This window comes from Stutzerimonas stutzeri (assembly GCF_000590475.1).
In the GTDB taxonomy this organism is placed as follows: Bacteria; Pseudomonadota; Gammaproteobacteria; order Pseudomonadales; family Pseudomonadaceae; genus Stutzerimonas; species Stutzerimonas stutzeri_D.
This window is the reverse complement of record NZ_CP007441.1, coordinates 2,584,353-2,602,147: the sequence shown is the minus strand read 5'-3', so window position 1 is coordinate 2,602,147 and position 17,795 is coordinate 2,584,353. Positions and strand designations below refer to the sequence as shown.

Here is a 17,795-nt window from a genome sequence, read left to right as displayed (position 1 = left end):
AGGAGCTCACATGACTGAAGTAACCCTCAGAGGCAACCCGATACAGGTCTCTGGTTCTTTCCCACAAGCCGGTCAGAAAGCCAAGCCGTTCGCTCTGGTAGGTACTGATCTCGCTGATGTCGCGCTGACCGACTTTGCCGGCAAGCGCAAGGTGCTGAATATTTTTCCGAGCATTGATACGCCGACGTGCGCCACCTCGGTGCGCACGTTCAACGCTCAGGCCAACGATTTGAGCAACACGGTAGTGCTGTGTGTCTCCGCCGACTTGCCATTCGCGCAAAAGCGCTTCTGCGGTGCCGAAGGGCTAGAGAACGTAATCAATCTGTCGACCATGCGTGGTCGGGAGTTTCTCGAGGATTATGGCGTACTGATCGCGACCGGCCCGCTCGCAGGAGTAGCCGCTCGGGCTGTTGTCGTGCTGGACGAGCAGGATCAGGTTCTGCATACCGAGTTGGTTGCCGAGATCGGTACCGAACCGGATTATGAGGCGGCTATCGCAGCCCTCAAGTAATCGATATCGATAGGAAGCGGCGCAACGCCGCTTCTTTTTCGCCCCACAATCTGGCGACAAAAATATAACCCGCGCGCCCCTTTCGCCCGCCATTAATCAATTGGCTGAATCGCGCTCCTAACGCTTAGCTTGGAGCTATCAAACGCTCAGAGATGCAACGGCGTCGGACGATGGCGTTAGGCCAGATTTTTTATTTTTGCTACAAAATCTTTTCGTGCCGCTGCGGTCAGAGCATTCGTTGCTATTGAATGGATTCGCCCCTATGTCTACTTCGCATACAAAAAAGAAGATCGGTGTATCCGGCACAGGAATGATCGCTCACTGCCTCATCCGACTGATCAAGCAGCACTATCAGGATCTGGAAATTTCCGGCGTGCTGACACGGCGTCCTCTGAATTCCTTCAGCGATTTCCCCCTGACTGATCGGCTTACGAACTCCATCGACCAACTGATCGACGGCGCTGATCTGATCGTTGAATGCAGCGGTGATGTCTTTCACGGCACTGAAGTTGTTGAGCGCGCTTTCGAGGTTGGATTGCCGGTAGTGACCATCAATGCTGAACTGCAGGTCACCACGGGCTCTTATCTGGCGGGCAAGGGTTTTATCACCGAAGCTGAGGGCGACCAGCCAGGATCGCTGGCGGCATTGCATGAAGAAGCGCTGATGATGGGCTTCAAGCCGTTGGTGTACGGCAACATGAAGGGCTATCTGAACCATGACCCATCGCTCGAAGACATGACGTACTGGTCGAAGCGCCAAGGTATTAGCATCGATCAGACCACCTCGTTTACTGATGGCACCAAGGTGCAGATCGAGCAAGTGATCGTTGGGAATGGTCTGGGCGCGACCATTACCAAGCGGGGGCTGGAAGGCCTGGCGTCGACCAATTTGACCGATACAGGCAATCTGCTCGGCATGATGGCGGAGCGCCTCGGTCAGCCCTTCGTCGATTACATCATCCCCTCCGGGTATCCTGCCGGCGGAGTATTTCTGGTCTGCGGACATGACGAAAGCCAGCAGGCCGCCATCGAATATTTCAAACTGGGATCAGGCCCTTACTACACGTTGGTGCGCCCGTTCCATCTGTGTTCATTGGAAGTGGGCAAAACCATACGCCGTGTTCTCAATGGCGGTGGCGTGCTGCTGAACAACTCCACCGCGCCGACGTTGGGTGTAGGTGCAATTGCCAAGCGGGCGATGCGTGCTGGTGAGCTCATAGAACGCGGGATCGGTGGTTTTCAATTCCGTGGGGAGGCGCTCAAGCTCGATCAGAATCCGGATCACGTTCCGATCGGCCTGCTGCGCAAGACGGCACTCAAGCGAGCGGTAGAGCCGGGTCAGTTGATCACGTTCGATGATGTCGATCTTCTACCGAGCCGAGCGCTGGATATCGTCATGCAGCAACGTGCGGAGCGTGCTGCTACGGTTACGCAGAAGCCGGAAGCTAGCCTGCAATCCGTCGGACGGGTAGCGGTAGGCGGTTGAGTTCGTTGCCCTATAAATAGGGGCGATACGCTATTTTGTGCCGTTCCCTACCTGCGCGCTGGCCAGGGTTGCCGTAGGGGCAGGGTGTATTAGTTGCGGAGCAGACGATACCGGGTGCATGGCCTGGAAATGTTACGGCACGGCATTGCCGAGCCGTAACATCTATCAATATGGACGGTCTCGTTCAACGCGACAGCTTATCGCTACGCCGATAAACCGACGCGTGCCCATGGGCGCCATCCGATAGCTTGCTTCCTCGATTTCCTTCTGCTCGTCCCGCTTGCGGAAGTAACGTGTAATCTGCCGGTCGATCCGCAAACCAGGATACGCCGGTTAAGACTATGCCTGGCCGGAACGAGGGCCGGGACCGCATTCAGATTGCTGGGCTTCGTCTGCGTTAGCGTAACCCGTGCAACATACTGGGCCGATGGTGCAAGCGTAGGCATAGCCCGATTCACACCGCATAACCCAGCACCCGCGGCAGCCATAGCGCTATCTCCGGGAAGATCGCTACCAGCACCAGTGCGCTGCCCATCACCAAAACGAACAGCATGGCCCAACCCACCGTCTGCTCCAGGCGGATCTTCGCCACTTCGGCAGTGACCATCAGATTGATCGCAACCGGCGGTGTGAACTGGCCTATGGCGATATTCATAGCCAACAGGATGCCGAACCACACCGGGTTCCAGCCAAAGTGCTGCATTACCGGAATCAGGATTGGCATGAGGATCAAATAGATGGAAATCGCATCCAGCAACATGCCGGCCAATAGCACGGCGATCATTACCAGAATCAGTAACACAGCGCCGTTGTCGGATAGCGAGATCAACCATTCGGCCAGATGACGGAACGTGCCGAGCATCGTGCCCGCCCAGGCGAAAATGCCGGCCAGCGCGATGATTAGCATGACCACGCCGGAGATCACCGCGGCCTCGCCGCAGAGCCTCCAAAGGTTGCGCCAGTCCAGTTCACGGGTGACGAACAAACCGATCAGCACGCCATAAGTAACCCCGGCCACGGCTGCTTCGGTCGGGGTGAACAGGCCGCTGCGCAGGCCGCCAAGGATGAGCACTGGTGCGAACAGTGCCGGCAGCGCCAGGCGGAAACTTTCGCCGAGCGGAGGCCGTTCGGTGTCTTCCGGGTTTTCCCAGCCGTAACGGCGTGCCAACAGCCAGGCAGGCAGCAACAGAACCAACCCCGCGATGATGCCTGGAAACAGCCCGGCAGCGAACAGCGCCCGTAAATCCACGCCCGGCACGACGATGGAGTAGAGAATCAGCGCGATGGAAGGGGGAATCAGGATCGCGGTGGAGGCCGATGCGGCGATCAGCGTAGCCGAGAACGGCTTGGGATAGCCGGCGCGGGTCATGCTTGGAAGCATCACCATGGCCACTGCTGCCGCATCTGCCGGGCCCGATCCGCTCATGCCGCCCATGATGAGGCAAACCAGAATGGCAACCATTGCCAGGCCGCCGTGCCGCGGGCCGATCAGCGCCTGAGCGAAGCGCACCAGACGCAATGCCACACCGGATTTTTCGAATACCAGGCCGGTTAGAATGAACAGCGGGATGGCGATCAGCGGATATTTGGCGATACCGTTGTAGGTATTGGTGCCGAGTGTAGCCAGCATGTCCGGCGAGAGGCCGGCAAGAATGCCGATGGCGCCGGATAGTGCGAGGGAAAACGCCACCGGTACGCCGATCAACAACAGCAATAGAAAGCTGACAAGCATCCAGAAGTCAGGGCTCATCCGAAAGCCTCCCACGCAGCCGGTCGAGGGTCATCTGGCTCAGCCGTACGGCCATCGCCAACGCAAGCAACGGCAGCCAGATCACGTACCACCAGTTCGGCAGACCAAGGCCGGGGGACTCCGATTCCCACTGATATTCCTCCAGCGCAAACTGACCGCCGAACCAGGTCACCATCCCGAGCACCAGTATGCTGGCGAGCCATTGAACGATGATCAACGGCATGCGCAGACGGGGGAACAGTCGCTCGACCATGCCGATACGAATATGTCGGTTGCTACGCATGGCTACTGAGGCACCGGCGAACGTCAGGATGACCAGCAGAAATACGGAAAGCTCTTCGGTGAAGGCAAAGGAGGCGTTGGTGAAGTAACGCACCACTACGTTGGCCAGGCTAATCAGGCCGATAATCATCAGCGCTAGGGTGGCCAACACGCGCTCTAAGCGCGCGTCCTGTCGATTGTTCATGGAATTCCTCGAATCCCGGCGGCGACTTCGCGCCGCCGGGCAAAACGGTTTTACTTTGCAATGGCCGTACGGGCCGCTTCGAGCAGTTCAGCGCCGATCTTCGGCGCCCATTTCTCGTGCACCGCATGGGTTGCCTCGACGAAAGCTTGGTGTTCTTCGTCGCTGAGCTCCGTCACTTCAACGCCACGTGAGCGAATGTCATCCAGGCGCTTGGCCTCACCGCTTCGCGAAAGCTCGATTTCCCACTCGCCAGCATCGATGGCCGCTTGGCGCAGGAGCTCCCGGTCCGCTTCCGGCAGTTGCTTCCAGATGCGCTGGTTGACCGCAAAAATCAATGGGTCGGCCATGTAATGCCAGAGCGTCAGGTATTTCTGGCCGACCTGATCGACACGAGCCACATCGAACACCGACAGCGGATTTTCCTGGCCATCGACGGCACCTGTGGTGAGCGCTGGCTTGGCATCGGCCCAGCTCATCTGGGTGGGGTTTGCGCCCAGTGCGGTGAAGGTGTCTTGAAACAGCGGCGAGCCGACCACGCGTATCTTCAGGCCGGCCAGATCAGCCGGAGTCTTCACCGGTTTGGCCGAATTGGATAATTCGCGGAAGCCATTTTCACCCCAGGCCAGCGGGACGATCCCGCGCTTTTCTATGGCATCGAAGGCCAGTTTGCCAGCCTCGCCTTGCGTAATGGCGTCGAGATCGGCGCTGTCGGCCATCAGAAATGGCAAAGAGAACAGATTCAACTCCGGCACCTGCGGCGACCAATTGATGGTCGAACCGACCGCCATGTCGATCAATCCAGAGCGCATCGCGGAGAATTCCTTCGTCTGGTCGCCGGCAACCAGTTGCGCGTTGGGATAAACGCGCAAGGTAATCTCACCCTTTGAGCGTTCCTCGACGAGGTCGGCCCACTTTTGCGCGGCTTGTCCCCAAGGGAAGGCATCGGGGAGCACAGTGGAAACGGAATATTCGCGGGCCGCGGCGGAGAAGCTAGTGGATAGGGCGGCAGCGACGGCCAGCGCAGTAAAGCAACGGGTCAGTTTCATGGGGGCGTCCTTGTTCGGATCGGTCTTTTGGTTGTTATTGGCGAACAGCCAGACGCTGATGGACAGCGGCCGGCACTACGATGGCCGATGAGCCATTAGGGACGCGCGGGTAGCGCGAAAAAGGACGCGGTAGGCTGCGGATGGATAAGCTGCAGCGCAGCGAACGGGGCGTCACCGGCGCCGAGTGCCTTTTGAGCGAACGGCGTACCAGCCGCACCGCGACTGGTCGTACAACTATCGCAGAAGGCGCCATCGAGCGCTATTGTCGGATCCGGCGGGCTCAGGCATCGCGCAGCAAGTCGTGGGCATCGAGCAGCCTGTAAGCGATTTCCGGCTGCTTCTCCAATGCGCGCCGAATCGCGGCGGGAATGGATTGGCGAGTCTTGCGGCACAGTCCAGGCAGTTCGGCGATATCAATTCGGATACCGCGCATGCTGCGTACTTCGTTGAAGCTCGGCGCAATCTGCATGCGAATGCCCAGCTGTTGGTAGATCCGCTGTTGCATATATTCGAGGTCATCCAGACTGGTCAGATTCTCCAGCCGTTCCAGCAGCCGGTTTTCCTCATGCCGGGTCAGGCGAAGGATGCGCAAATCGCTGTCAGGTTTATCCAGCAATTGCTCGCGCCCACAGTTACAGGAGGCAGGCGGGCAGGGTTGGCGTATCGGAACCGGAGCTGTCATAGGGCGTGATCATAGCGGGCGCCGCGGGCTGTTGCTCGTCTCCTCGACGAAGCGGCTGGGCCGGTTGGCGAGCAAAAGTGCATGGGCAACGCCAGTGTTGAGCTCTATGCATCATGAAGTTCGACATAGGTTGCGTTATCAGAGGCGACCTGAAAACAGGGCGCCCCGGATCGCGATTCGTTCAGTGCCAACCGCAGCAGGAAGGCAACTGCGCTCCTTGCGGGGAACGCACGGCGCCTTAATTGAACCGCCCATTGATCCCGCCAACGCTGTATCTGCCGGCACCGAGCAGCGCGATCGCTATCGAACCGAAGAGGAACATCCCTTGCAGCTCTAGAGCCCAGCCCCCCATCTGACCGAGTGAGAACAGGTCCCCCATATGAGCCAGGGCAAAGGCGAAGAGCATGTTGCCGACCATGAACAGTGCTCCAATGCGCGTAAACAACCCGATAATCACTAATATCGGCCCAACTACTTCACCGAGGTATACGCCGTACGCAAGAAACGTGGGCAACCCATGACCGCTCAGCATTCCGGCAACACCGTCGATGCCGCTTTGTAGCTTGGCGATTCCGTGCAAAAGGATCAGTACACCTACCGATACCCTCAGTAGCAATTTTCCAATATCGTCAGTCATGATTCGTCTCGTCCTATAGGGCACCAGGGCTCTGGCATCGTCGTTTTCTATAACATAGACCAGCGAAGAACGTGCTGCTTTTGGCATAAGCAGCCAGCCGAGCCCAGATGACCCAATTGCCCAGTACCTCAGATCAGCTGACCCCACCGCATCGTCAGCTTCGCGTACCTAATTACGCTACAAGGCGGCGCGAGGCTCCTTTTAAAAGCACCTTGTCGGGCGGGGTGACTTCTGCGATACGAGCCACTAGAATGCTTGCCCATTCTGGGGCCGGAATGCCGGCTTATGTCTGTGCAACGAGGAAAATCCATGCAAGTTTCTGTTGAAAGCACCTCCGCTCTTGAGCGTCGCATGACCATTGGCGTGCCGGTCGAGCGCATCGAGACCGAAGTCAACAAGCGTCTGCAACAGACCGCCAGCCGTGCAAAAATCCCAGGTTTCCGTCCCGGCAAGGTGCCGATGAGTGTGATTCGTCAGCGTTACGAAGCTGCTGCTCGTCAGGAAGCGCTGGGCGATCTGATCCAGGCTACCTTCTATGAGGCCGTGGTTGCGGAAAAGCTGAACCCCGCCGGCGCACCTGCAGTCGAGCCGAAGGTGTTCGAGAAGGGCAAGGATCTGGAATACGTCGCGACTTTCGAAGTTTTCCCCGAGTTCAAGGTTGCCGGTTTCGAAGGCGTCGAGATCGAGCGTCTGCAGGCTGAAGTAGCCGATACGGACGTCGATAACATGCTCGATATCCTGCGTAAGCAGAACACCCGCTACGAAACAGTGGACCGCGCCGCCGAAGACGGCGATCAGCTGAACATCGATTTCGTCGGCAAGATCGACGGCGAGGCGTTTGCAGGCGGTTCGGCGAAGGGCACCCAGCTCGTACTGGGTTCCGGTCGCATGATCCCGGGCTTCGAATCCGCTCTGGTTGGCGCTAAGGCCGGTGAAGAGCGGGTCATCAACCCGACGTTCCCCGAGGACTACCAGAACCTCGACCTTGCCGGCAAAACAGCCGAATTCACCGTGACGGTCAATAGTGTCGAGGGCGCTCAACTGCCGGAGCTGAACGAGGAGTTCTTCGCTCAGTTCGGCGTTCAGGAAGGTGGCATGGAAGGTTTCCGCGCCGAGGTCAAGAAAAACATGGAGCGTGAGCTGCGCCAAGCCATCAAGACCAAGGTGAAGAATCAGGTCATGGAAGGCCTGGTCAGCGCCAACCCGATTGAAGTGCCGAAAGCGCTGATCGACAACGAAGTGAACCGCTTGCGCGTTCAGGCCGTTCAGCAGTTCGGTGGCAACATCAAACCGGACCAGTTGCCGGCAGAATTGTTCGAAGAGCAGGCCAAGCGCCGTGTCGTGCTGGGTCTGATCGTCGCCGAGGTGGTCAAGCAGTACGAGCTCAAGCCTGACGATGCGCGCGTTCGCGAGCTGATCGAAGAAATGGCGTCTGCTTATCAAGAGCCTGAGCAGGTCGTTTCCTGGTACTACAAGAACGACGAGCAGTTGAACGAAGTCCGTTCTGTTGTGCTCGAAGAACAAGTTGTAGATACTGTCCTGCAGCAGGCTAAAGTGACCGACAAATCGGTCTCCTACGAAGAAGCAGTGAAGCCTGCGGAAGCCCCGCAAGCTGCCTGAGTCTCTTTAACCGTTTAATGCACATTCATAAGCCAGCCTCGTGCTGGCTTATGTCTTTGCGGCGTGACATAGGGAGTATCGTTGGACATGTCCGGCAATTCGTTTATGCAAACTCCAGACATCCAGGCAGCTGGTGGCCTGGTGCCAATGGTCATCGAGCAGTCTGCTCGTGGCGAGCGCGCGTATGACATCTATTCCCGTCTCCTGAAGGAGCGGGTGATTTTCATGGTCGGCCAGGTGGAAGATTACATGGCCAACCTGATCGTCGCGCAGATGCTGTTCCTCGAGGCTGAAAACCCTGAGAAGGACATCCACCTTTACATCAACTCCCCGGGCGGTTCGGTTACGGCAGGCATGTCGATTTACGACACCATGCAGTTCATCAAGCCGGACGTTTCTACCATTTGTATCGGGCAGGCTTGCAGTATGGGCGCCCTATTATTGACTGGCGGCGCAGCGGGCAAGCGTTATTGCCTGCCACATTCACGAATGATGATTCACCAGCCGCTGGGTGGCTTCCAGGGTCAGGCGTCAGACATCGAGATTCATGCGCGCGAGATCCTCACGATCCGTGAGCGCCTGAACAAGGTGATGGCTGCGCATACCGGCCAGCCGATGGAAGTGATCGCCCGTGACACCGACCGTGACAATTTCATGAGTGGCGAAGAAGCCGTCAAGTATGGACTGATCGACCAGGTCCTGGCTCAACGGCAAATGGCGGTCTGATCTCACCCGCGTGGCGATATCCGGCTATAGCGTGGGCTTGAAAAAGCCCTCGATTGCCTTCATCTTGTGTTTCAAGCCTTCCCGATTGGATCGATCGAATGACTGACACCCGCAACGGCGAGGATTCCGGCAAGCTGCTTTATTGCTCTTTCTGCGGCAAAAGCCAGCATGAAGTACGCAAGTTGATTGCCGGGCCCTCGGTCTTTATCTGCGACGAGTGCGTCGACTTGTGCAATGACATCATCCGTGAGGAGGTGCAAGAAGCACAGGCCGAGAGCAGCGCGCAAAAACTGCCTGCGCCCAAGGAGATCAGCGGCATTCTCGACCAGTACGTCATTGGTCAGGAACGCGCCAAGAAAATCCTCGCAGTGGCTGTTTACAATCACTACAAGCGACTCAACCAGCGCGACAAGAAAGAAGAAGTCGAGCTGGGCAAGAGCAACATTCTACTGATCGGGCCGACTGGCTCCGGCAAGACTCTGCTCGCCGAGACTCTTGCTCGGTTGCTGAATGTGCCGTTCACGATCGCCGACGCCACCACCCTGACAGAGGCTGGTTATGTGGGCGAGGATGTCGAAAACATCATTCAGAAGCTGTTGCAGAAATGCGATTACGATGTCGAAAAGGCCCAGATGGGCATTGTCTACATCGACGAGATCGACAAGATTTCTCGCAAATCTGACAACCCGTCGATCACTCGTGATGTGTCTGGTGAGGGCGTGCAGCAGGCATTGCTCAAACTGGTTGAAGGTACGGTCGCTTCGGTTCCGCCGCAGGGCGGGCGCAAGCATCCGCAGCAGGAATTTTTGCAAGTCGACACGCGCAACATTCTGTTTATTTGCGGCGGGGCATTTGCCGGCTTGGAGAAGGTTATCCAGGGTCGTTCGACCCAGGGTGGCATTGGCTTCAATGCCGAAGTCCGCAGCAAGGATCCTGGCAAGAAGATCGGTGAATCGCTGCGTGCGGTAGAGCCTGACGATCTGGTTAAGTTTGGTCTGATTCCTGAGTTCGTTGGGCGGCTGCCGGTCATCGCCACCCTCGATGAGCTGGACGAGGCCGCGCTGATTCAGATTCTGACCGAGCCCAAGAATGCGCTGACCAAGCAGTATGCCAAGCTGTTCGAGCTTGAAGGTGTGGACCTCGAGTTCCGCACCGACGCGCTCAAGGCCGTCGCGACTCGCGCTCTGGAGCGTAAGACCGGAGCCCGTGGGCTGCGTTCGATCCTCGAAGGCGTTCTATTGGACACCATGTACGAGATTCCTTCGCAAAAGGATGTTAGTAAGGTGGTCATTGACGAGAGCGTTATCGAGGGGACGTCTCAGCCGCTTCTGATTTATGAGAACAGCGAGCCGCCTGCAAAGGCTGCGCCAGACGCGTGACAGCACAAGGGGCCTCCGGGCCCCTTTGCTTTTCTCTAGCATCCTTGTTTTTTGCCCTGCATGCCCTCATCTTGATTGCCAGAGTGTCTCCCGTTTACCGCCGTATGGCCGTCGTAGAGCTGAATTTATGAAGACAACCATCGAATTGCCCCTTTTGCCGCTGCGCGACGTAGTGGTCTACCCGCACATGGTGATTCCGCTGTTCGTTGGCCGGGAAAAATCCATCGAGGCCCTCGAATCCGCAATGGCCGGTGACAAGCAGATACTGCTTCTGGCCCAGAAAAATCCGGCCGATGACGATCCGGCCGAAGAGGCTCTGTACCGTGTGGGTACGGTTGCCACCGTGCTTCAGCTGCTCAAGCTGCCGGATGGCACCGTCAAGGTGCTCGTCGAAGGTGAACAGCGTGGTGTTATCGACCGCTTCTTCGACGTGGACGATCACTGCCGCGCTGAAGTCTCGCTGATCGACGAATCGGAAATCGAAGAGCGCGAGGCGGAAGTCTTTACCCGCAGTCTGCTAAGCCAGTTTGAACAATACGTACAGCTCGGTAAGAAGGTTCCCTCCGAGGTGCTTTCATCGCTGGCAAGCATTGATGAGCCCGCACGCCTGGTAGATACCATGGCTGCGCACATGGCACTGAAGATCGAGCAGAAGCAGGCCATTCTCGAAATCACCGACCTGCCTGCCCGTGTCGAACATGTACTCGCGCTGTTAGACGCCGAAATCGACCTGCTGCAGGTGGAGAAACGCATCCGCGGCCGCGTCAAGAAGCAAATGGAGCGCAGCCAGCGCGAGTACTACCTGAATGAGCAGATGAAGGCCATTCAGAAAGAGCTGGGCGATATCGATGAAGGCCACAACGAAGTCGATGACCTGAAGAAACGCATCGAAAATGCCGGTCTTAGCAAAGATGCGCATGCCAAGGCGACAACCGAACTGAACAAGCTCAAGCAGATGTCTCCGATGTCGGCTGAGGCTACCGTGGTCCGGACTTACATCGACTGGCTTGTGAATGTGCCGTGGAAAGCCGCCAGCAAGGTGCGTCTGGACTTGGCCAAGGCTGAGGAAGTGCTTGATACCGACCACTACGGTCTAGAGGAAGTGAAAGATCGTATTCTGGAGTACCTCGCAGTCCAGAAGCGTGTGAAAAAACTCAAGGGGCCTGTCTTGTGCCTGGTCGGTCCTCCTGGTGTGGGTAAGACCTCGCTGGCAGAGTCCATTGCGCGCTCGACCAATCGTAAGTTCGTGCGGATGGCACTGGGTGGCGTGCGGGACGAGGCTGAAATTAGGGGCCATCGCCGGACCTACATCGGCTCGATGCCTGGCCGGTTGATCCAGAAAATGAGCAAGGTCGGGGTTCGCAATCCGCTGTTCCTGCTTGATGAGATCGACAAGATGGGCAACGACATGCGAGGCGATCCGGCTTCCGCACTGCTCGAAGTGCTTGATCCAGAGCAGAACCATAATTTCAATGATCATTACCTCGAAGTCGATTACGACCTGTCCGACGTAATGTTTCTCTGCACCGCAAACTCCATGAATATTCCGGCGCCGCTGCTGGACCGCATGGAGATCATCCGTCTTCCCGGGTATACCGAGGACGAAAAGATCAATATCGCGATTCGCTACCTGGTTCCGAAGCAAGTTCAGGCCAATGGACTGAAAAAGGCCGAGCTGCTCTTTGACGAGGAAGCCATCCGCGACATCATCCGTTATTACACCCGCGAGGCGGGCGTTCGTGGTCTGGAGCGCCAGGTTGCGAAGGTCTGCCGCAAGGTAGTCAAGGAGCATGCGGCGGAAAAGAGCTTCGAAGTGAAGGTTACCGCTGATTCGCTGGAGCATTTCCTTGGCGTACGCAAATTCCGCTATGGGCTTGCAGAGCAACAGGACCAAGTCGGCCAGGTCACTGGTTTGGCATGGACTCAGGTTGGCGGCGAGTTGCTTACTATCGAGGCGGCTGTAGTTCCAGGCAAGGGCCGGCTGACAAAGACGGGCTCGCTGGGTGATGTGATGGGAGAATCGATCACCGCGGCACTTACGGTTGTACGTAGCCGAGCCAAGAGCCTGGGCATTCCGGTAGATTTCCACGAGAAGCAGGACATACACATCCATGTACCCGAGGGTGCAACGCCCAAGGATGGTCCAAGCGCAGGAATCGGGATGTGTACCGCGCTCGTATCGGCGCTGACGCAGATTCCTGTTCGCGCTGAAGTGGCGATGACCGGGGAGATCACGTTGCGGGGGCAGGTCTTGGCTATCGGGGGGCTGAAGGAGAAATTGCTTGCCGCACATCGCGGTGGAATCAAGACGGTGATCATTCCTGAAGAAAATCAACGTGATCTAAAAGAGATTCCTGAGAATATTAAGCAGGACCTCCAGATTAAACCGGTGAAGTGGATTGACGAAGTCCTCCAAATTGCGCTGCAATACGCGCCGGAGCCCTTGCCCGATGCGGCTCCCGATATTGTTGCAAAGGACGACAAGCGCGAGTCTGATTCCAAGGAGCGAATCAGCACGCATTAGTCTGAAAGGCTTTGTTGACACATTTTCGGTGGCCTTGATATAAGCCGGCCCTCTGTGTTGCTGCTATTTCAGCACCGCTTTGCTTAACACCCAAAAAATTAAAGATACGACTCAACAGAAATAAGGGGACTTAGAGTGAACAAGTCGGAACTGATCGATGCCATCGCTGCATCTGCTGATATCCCGAAAGCTGTTGCTGGCCGCGCGCTGGATGCAGTGATTGAATCCGTCACTGGCGCCCTGAAGGCTGGTGATTCCGTGGTGCTGGTTGGTTTCGGTACTTTCGCTGTCAAGGAACGTGCTGCTCGTACTGGCCGTAACCCGCAGACTGGCAAGCCAATCAACATCGCTGCGGCCAAGATCCCGGGTTTCAAAGCTGGCAAGGCTCTGAAAGACGCTGTCAACTAAGCGTTTTCGATCCGGCCGGTTGCCAGTTAGCGCTGGCCTGGCTTGGAGCGGTTAGTCGAACAGGCAGTTGCCTGTTGCGTTCGGGCTTGGGGGATAAAGCTCAACCGCTCCAAAAGCTCCGAGAAGGCGCATCCCTGGATGCGCCTTTCTTTTATCCGGATTCCACCCGTGCTGCAGAAAACATTGCGCAGCTGACTCCTGGGGGACGCATGCTTCAGAACATCAGGGACAATTCACAAGGCTGGATTGCCAAAACCATCATCGGCATCATCGTTATGCTACTGGCGCTGACCGGCTTTGATGCCATCTTCAATGCCGCCAGCAACAGCCGGAATGCCGCTGAGGTCAACGGTGAGGAGATCTCGCTGGGCGAGCTCAACCAAGCCATGAACATGCAGCGTCGGCAGCTGGCTCAGCAGTTGGGGAGCAATTTCGATCCCTCGCTGTTGGATGACAAACTGGTACGCGAGTCATCCCTGCGCGCGCTCATTGATCGTGCGCTGTTGCTGCAAGGTGCGCGTGACGCCGACTTCGCCTTCTCCGAGACCGCGCTCGATCAGCTGATTTTGCAAACACCGGAATTTACCGTAGACGGCGCTTTCAACGCAGCGCGGTTCGATCAGGTCATTCAGCAGATGGGCTACACACGCCTCCAATTCCGCGAGCTGCTGAAACAGGAAATGCTGACTGGCCAGTTGCGCGCTGGTATTTCCGGTTCCGGCTTCGTTACGGATGAGCAGATCGAAGCCTTTGCTCGCCTGGAGCAGCAAACCCGCGATTTCGCCACCATTACCGTGCAGGCAGATGCGGCTGCGGTTGAGGTCAGTGACGAAGAGACGCGTGAATACTACGAGCAGAACACTGATCGTTTTCGCTCGCCGGAGCAGGTTGTTCTCGAATATGTCGAATTGAACAAGGAATCGTTCTTTGATCAGGTCGACGTCTCGGATGAGCAAGTGAATGACCTTTATCAGCAGCGCATCGCTAGTCTGGCGGAGCAGCGCCGTGCGGCGCATATTCTGATCGAGGCCGATGACGCCAGCGACGCCGATGCGAAGAAAAAGATCGAGGAGATTGCCAAGCGCTTGGCTAGCGGTGAGGATTTCGCGGCACTGGCCAAAGAGGTCTCACAGGATCCTGGCTCGGCCAATGATGGCGGCGATCTGGGCTTTGCCGGGCCGGGCGTTTATGACCCGGCTTTCGAAAAGGCGTTGTATGCACTCAATGAAGGCCAGGTGTCGGCTCCGGTGCGTTCCGATTTCGGCTGGCATCTGATCAAGTTGTTGGATCTGCAGTCACCCGAAGTTCCGACGCTGGAGAGCCTGAAGCCGGAGCTGGTACGTGAGCTCAAGGCGCAGCAGGTTGAACAGCGTTTTGTCGAGGCGAGCAAGCAATTGGAAGACACCGCATTCGAGTCATCCGATCTTGCCCAGCCGGCGCAGGAGTTGGGCTTGTCCGTGCAGACGACAGAGGCGTTCGGACGTGAGGGTGGTACTGGCATCGCAGCCAATAGGCAGGTTGTTCAGGCGGCGTTCAGCGACGAGGTTCTGATCGATGCTGCCAATAGTAGTGTTATCGAACTGGATCCGGACACCGTCGTTGCGGTGCGTGCGAAAGAGCATCTGCAACCGGAAGTGCTGCCTTTCGATTCTGTGAAGGATGACATCGTTGCCCAGCTACAGCGCAGCAAGGCAGCCGAACAGGCGCGTGAAGCGGGTGAACGAATGATCGCGACGCTGCGTGATGGAGGAGAGCAGGCGGATCAGCCATGGAATCTGGTGGAGGCCGCTTCGCGCAACCAGGAAGGCATGGAACCGGCGGTGCTTCAGCAGGTGTTCCGCATGCCGAAGCCTGAGGCGACCGATAAACCGACTTACGGCAGTGTTCGTCTTGCGGATGGGGATTTCGTCGTTGTACGTCTGAATGGTGTCAGCGAGCCGAAAACCGAGCTTTCGGAAGAGGACAAGCAGAACTACAGGCGCTTCCTGGCCTCGCGCAGCGGTCAGCAAGACTTCGCGGCTTACCGTGAGATGCTGCATACCGACGCCGAGATCGAAACCTTCTGATCAAGCGTGGATAACGGCAAGACAAAAAAAACCGCATCCTGGATGCGGTTTTTTTGTGAGCGGTAAAAATCAATCTTCCATCGCGCCCATTGCGGTAGTGTTGAAGCCGCCGTCGACGTAAAGAATTTCTCCGCTGATACCAGATGCTAGATCAGAGCAGAGGAACGCGCCGGCATTGCCGACTTCCTCGATGGTGACGTTGCGGCGCAGGGGTGTCTGCTTTTCATTGGCCGCCAGCATCTTCCGAAAGCTTTTGATCCCGGAGGCTGCCAGCGTGCGGATGGGGCCGGCGGATACGGCGTTGACGCGAGTGCCTTCCGGGCCGAGGCTGCCTGCCAGATAACGAACACCTGCCTCGAGACTGGCCTTGGCCATGCCCATTACGTTGTAGTTGGGCATGGTGCGCTCGGCACCCAGGTAGGAGAGCGTCAGGATGCTGCCATTGCGGCCCTTCATCATTGGGCGCCCGGCCTTGGCTAATGCGACCAGGCTGTAGGCGCTGATGTCGTGCGCGATGCGGAACCCTTCGCGGGTCGTTACGTCGGTGAAGTCACCGTCGAGCTGATCACCCGGGGCGAAGCCTACTGAGTGAACGATACCGTCCAGGCCGTCCCACTTTTGGCTCAGCTCTTCGAAAACCTTGGCGATTTCATCGTCGCTGGCGACGTCGCACGGGAAGCACAACTCCGGACCCGAGCCCCAGCCTGCGGCGAACTCTTCGACGCGACCCTTGAGCTTCTCGTTCTGATAGGTGAATGCCAGTTCGGCGCCTTCACGATGCATGGCGGCGGCGATGCCTGAGGCAATCGACAGCTTGCTGGCGACGCCGACGATCAGTACGCGCTTACCGGTAAGAAAACCCATGTGCTTGTCCCTCTTCTGGTTGTTCATCAGTTGCTGGAACCATAAAGGCAGATTCCAGCAACTGCTGTGTATACGGATGTTGGGGAGCAGCAAAGATAGCCTCGGCTGCTCCCTGTTCAACGACCTTGCCTTGCTTGACCACCATCATCTGATGACTGAGCGCCCGTACCACCGCCAGATCATGGCTGATGAACAGGTAGGTCAGGTTGTACTTGGCCTGTAGCGAGCGTAGTAGCTCCACCACCTGCCGTTGTACGGTTCGATCCAGTGCCGAGGTTGGCTCATCAAGCAGGATCAGCTCAGGCTTGAGTACCAGTGCCCTGGCTATGGCGATTCGTTGCCGCTGCCCCCCGGAAAATTCGTGAGGGTAGCGATGGCGGCTTTCCGGGTCGAGTCCAACCTCGACGAGCGCATCGATGATCGTCTGCGCTTGTTCCTCGGCAGAACCCTTTCCATGGATACTGAGCCCCTCTCCGACGATCTGGCTGACTGACATCCGTGGGCTGAGACTGCCGAAAGGATCTTGGAACACCACCTGCATCTGGCGTCGTAAAGGGCGTACCGCCCGTTGGGACATCTTCTCCAGAGCTTGATCCTGAAATCTAATCTGCCCGGTGCTGGACAACAGTCGCAAAATTGCTAATCCCAGTGTCGATTTTCCCGAGCCGCTTTCACCGACGATGCCCAGCGTCTGACCCTTTGGCAGACTGAACGTGACCCCATCAACCGCCTTCACATGGTCGACGGTGTGCCTGAATAGCCCCTTTTTAATGGGAAACCAGACTCGCACGTCCTTTACTTCCAGCAGCGTCGGCGACGAGCCGTCAACCGCTACCGGCCCGCCGCTAGGTTCCGCCGCGAGCAGTTCCTTGGTGTAAGGATGCTGCGGTGACTCGAACAGTTCTTCGCAAGATGCTTGTTCGACGACGCGACCGCTCTGCATGACACATACGTGATCAGCGATTCGGCGAACGAGGTTCAGATCATGGCTGATCAGCAGCAGAGCCATGCCCAGGCGTGCCTGTAATTCCTTGAGCAGCTCAAGTATTTTCAGCTGTACCGTCACGTCCAGCGCGGTGGTCGGTTCGTCGGCAATAAGTAACTCGGGTTCGTTCGCCAATGCCATGGCGATCATCACACGCTGACGCTGGCCGCCTGACAGCTCGTGGGGATAGGCTCGGATCCGCTTGGCCGGCTCCGGTATTCCGACCAGTTCGAGAAGTTCGAGCGTGCGTGCCGTGGCTGCCTTGCCGTTGAGCCCCTTGTGAATCTGCAGCACTTCGTTGATCTGTTTGCCAATGGTGTGCAACGGGTTGAGCGAGGTCATCGGCTCCTGGAACACCATAGCGATGCGGTTGCCGCGTATGGCGCGCATGCGCTTCTCGCTTGCTTTGATCAGGTCTTCACCGGCGTAGCGAATTTCACCGGCCGGGTGCTGCGCGAGCGGGTAGGGCAGCAGACGCAAGATCGAATGAGCAGTGACGGACTTGCCAGAGCCGCTTTCACCGACCAACGCCAGGGTCTCGCCTTTGCGGATATCGAAGCTCACCGCCTCGACGACTCGCTGTGCCTGACCGCCGGTTATGAACTCGACAGCCAGATCGCGGACCTCTATCAGATTCTCAGTCAT

Annotated in this window: 15 protein-coding genes; 8 read left to right on the top strand and 7 right to left on the bottom strand. The window is 57.5% G+C overall.

Annotation, left to right across the window (positions count from 1 at the left end):
- Nucleotides 1-10 precede the first annotated feature (10 nt).
- Together tpx and CH92_RS11940 are read left to right on the top strand one after the other, a co-directional pair.
- Complete coding sequence (gene tpx, locus CH92_RS11945) at nucleotides 11-511, top strand: thiol peroxidase (protein ID WP_025242005.1); 501 nt, start codon at nucleotides 11-13, stop codon at nucleotides 509-511.
- Between the two features lie 310 nt (nucleotides 512-821).
- Nucleotides 822-1,997 (top strand): NAD(P)-dependent oxidoreductase, encoded by a 1,176-nt coding sequence (locus CH92_RS11940; RefSeq protein ID WP_025242004.1) that lies wholly within the window; start codon nucleotides 822-824, stop codon nucleotides 1,995-1,997.
- Between the two features lie 454 nt (nucleotides 1,998-2,451).
- Here the strand turns inward: CH92_RS11940 and CH92_RS11935 are convergent, their stop codons facing one another.
- From CH92_RS11935 to CH92_RS11915, 5 genes are all read right to left on the bottom strand, one after another.
- Nucleotides 2,452-3,747: a TRAP transporter large permease gene (locus CH92_RS11935; protein ID WP_025242003.1), complete on the bottom strand. Its 1,296-nt coding sequence runs from the start codon at nucleotides 3,745-3,747 to the stop codon at nucleotides 2,452-2,454.
- Nucleotides 3,737-4,213 carry a TRAP transporter small permease gene (locus CH92_RS11930; RefSeq protein ID WP_025242002.1) on the bottom strand — a complete coding sequence of 159 codons (477 nt, stop codon included), beginning with the start codon at nucleotides 4,211-4,213 and terminating at the stop codon, nucleotides 3,737-3,739. The genes CH92_RS11935 and CH92_RS11930 overlap by 11 nt, the downstream gene beginning before the upstream one ends.
- A gap of 50 nt (nucleotides 4,214-4,263) precedes the next feature.
- The gene (locus CH92_RS11925; protein ID WP_025242001.1) at nucleotides 4,264-5,259 is read right to left on the bottom strand and encodes a DctP family TRAP transporter solute-binding subunit; all 996 of its coding nucleotides are present in this window, start codon (nucleotides 5,257-5,259) and stop codon (nucleotides 4,264-4,266) included.
- 280 nt (nucleotides 5,260-5,539) lie between these two features.
- Nucleotides 5,540-5,941, bottom strand: a complete 402-nt coding sequence (locus CH92_RS11920; protein ID WP_025242000.1) for a hypothetical protein — start codon at nucleotides 5,939-5,941, stop codon at nucleotides 5,540-5,542.
- A 238-nt stretch (nucleotides 5,942-6,179) separates the two neighbouring features.
- On the bottom strand, nucleotides 6,180-6,578 hold the full coding sequence (locus CH92_RS11915; protein WP_025241999.1) for a DoxX family protein: 399 nt from the start codon (nucleotides 6,576-6,578) through the stop codon (nucleotides 6,180-6,182).
- 309 nt (nucleotides 6,579-6,887) lie between these two features.
- Between CH92_RS11915 and tig the strand changes: the two genes are divergently transcribed.
- The 6 genes from tig (at nucleotide 6,888) to CH92_RS11885 (ending at nucleotide 15,301) form a co-directional block, all read left to right on the top strand.
- Nucleotides 6,888-8,198, top strand: coding sequence for a trigger factor (gene tig / locus CH92_RS11910; protein ID WP_025241998.1), 1,311 nt, complete (start codon nucleotides 6,888-6,890; stop codon nucleotides 8,196-8,198).
- An 87-nt stretch (nucleotides 8,199-8,285) separates the two neighbouring features.
- The gene (clpP, locus tag CH92_RS11905; RefSeq protein ID WP_038622985.1) at nucleotides 8,286-8,924 is read left to right on the top strand and encodes an ATP-dependent Clp endopeptidase proteolytic subunit ClpP; all 639 of its coding nucleotides are present in this window, start codon (nucleotides 8,286-8,288) and stop codon (nucleotides 8,922-8,924) included.
- A 98-nt stretch (nucleotides 8,925-9,022) separates the two neighbouring features.
- Nucleotides 9,023-10,303: an ATP-dependent Clp protease ATP-binding subunit ClpX gene (gene clpX, locus CH92_RS11900; RefSeq protein ID WP_025241996.1), complete on the top strand. Its 1,281-nt coding sequence runs from the start codon at nucleotides 9,023-9,025 to the stop codon at nucleotides 10,301-10,303.
- A 127-nt stretch (nucleotides 10,304-10,430) separates the two neighbouring features.
- Nucleotides 10,431-12,827 carry an endopeptidase La gene (gene lon / locus CH92_RS11895; protein WP_025241995.1) on the top strand — a complete coding sequence of 799 codons (2,397 nt, stop codon included), beginning with the start codon at nucleotides 10,431-10,433 and terminating at the stop codon, nucleotides 12,825-12,827.
- A 135-nt stretch (nucleotides 12,828-12,962) separates the two neighbouring features.
- Nucleotides 12,963-13,235: a nucleoid-associated protein HU-beta gene (gene hupB / locus CH92_RS11890; RefSeq protein WP_003282502.1), complete on the top strand. Its 273-nt coding sequence runs from the start codon at nucleotides 12,963-12,965 to the stop codon at nucleotides 13,233-13,235.
- Nucleotides 13,236-13,444: 209 nt separating this feature from the next.
- Complete coding sequence (locus tag CH92_RS11885) at nucleotides 13,445-15,301, top strand: SurA N-terminal domain-containing protein (protein WP_025241994.1); 1,857 nt, start codon at nucleotides 13,445-13,447, stop codon at nucleotides 15,299-15,301.
- Between the two features lie 69 nt (nucleotides 15,302-15,370).
- Here CH92_RS11885 and fabI read toward each other — a convergent pair whose 3' ends face one another.
- Both fabI and CH92_RS11875 read right to left on the bottom strand, forming a co-directional pair.
- Nucleotides 15,371-16,165, bottom strand: coding sequence for an enoyl-ACP reductase FabI (gene fabI / locus CH92_RS11880; RefSeq protein ID WP_025241993.1), 795 nt, complete (start codon nucleotides 16,163-16,165; stop codon nucleotides 15,371-15,373).
- Entirely contained in the window at nucleotides 16,146-17,795 is a 1,650-nt protein-coding gene (locus tag CH92_RS11875) for an ABC transporter ATP-binding protein (RefSeq protein ID WP_025241992.1), read from the bottom strand. The genes fabI and CH92_RS11875 overlap by 20 nt, the downstream gene beginning before the upstream one ends.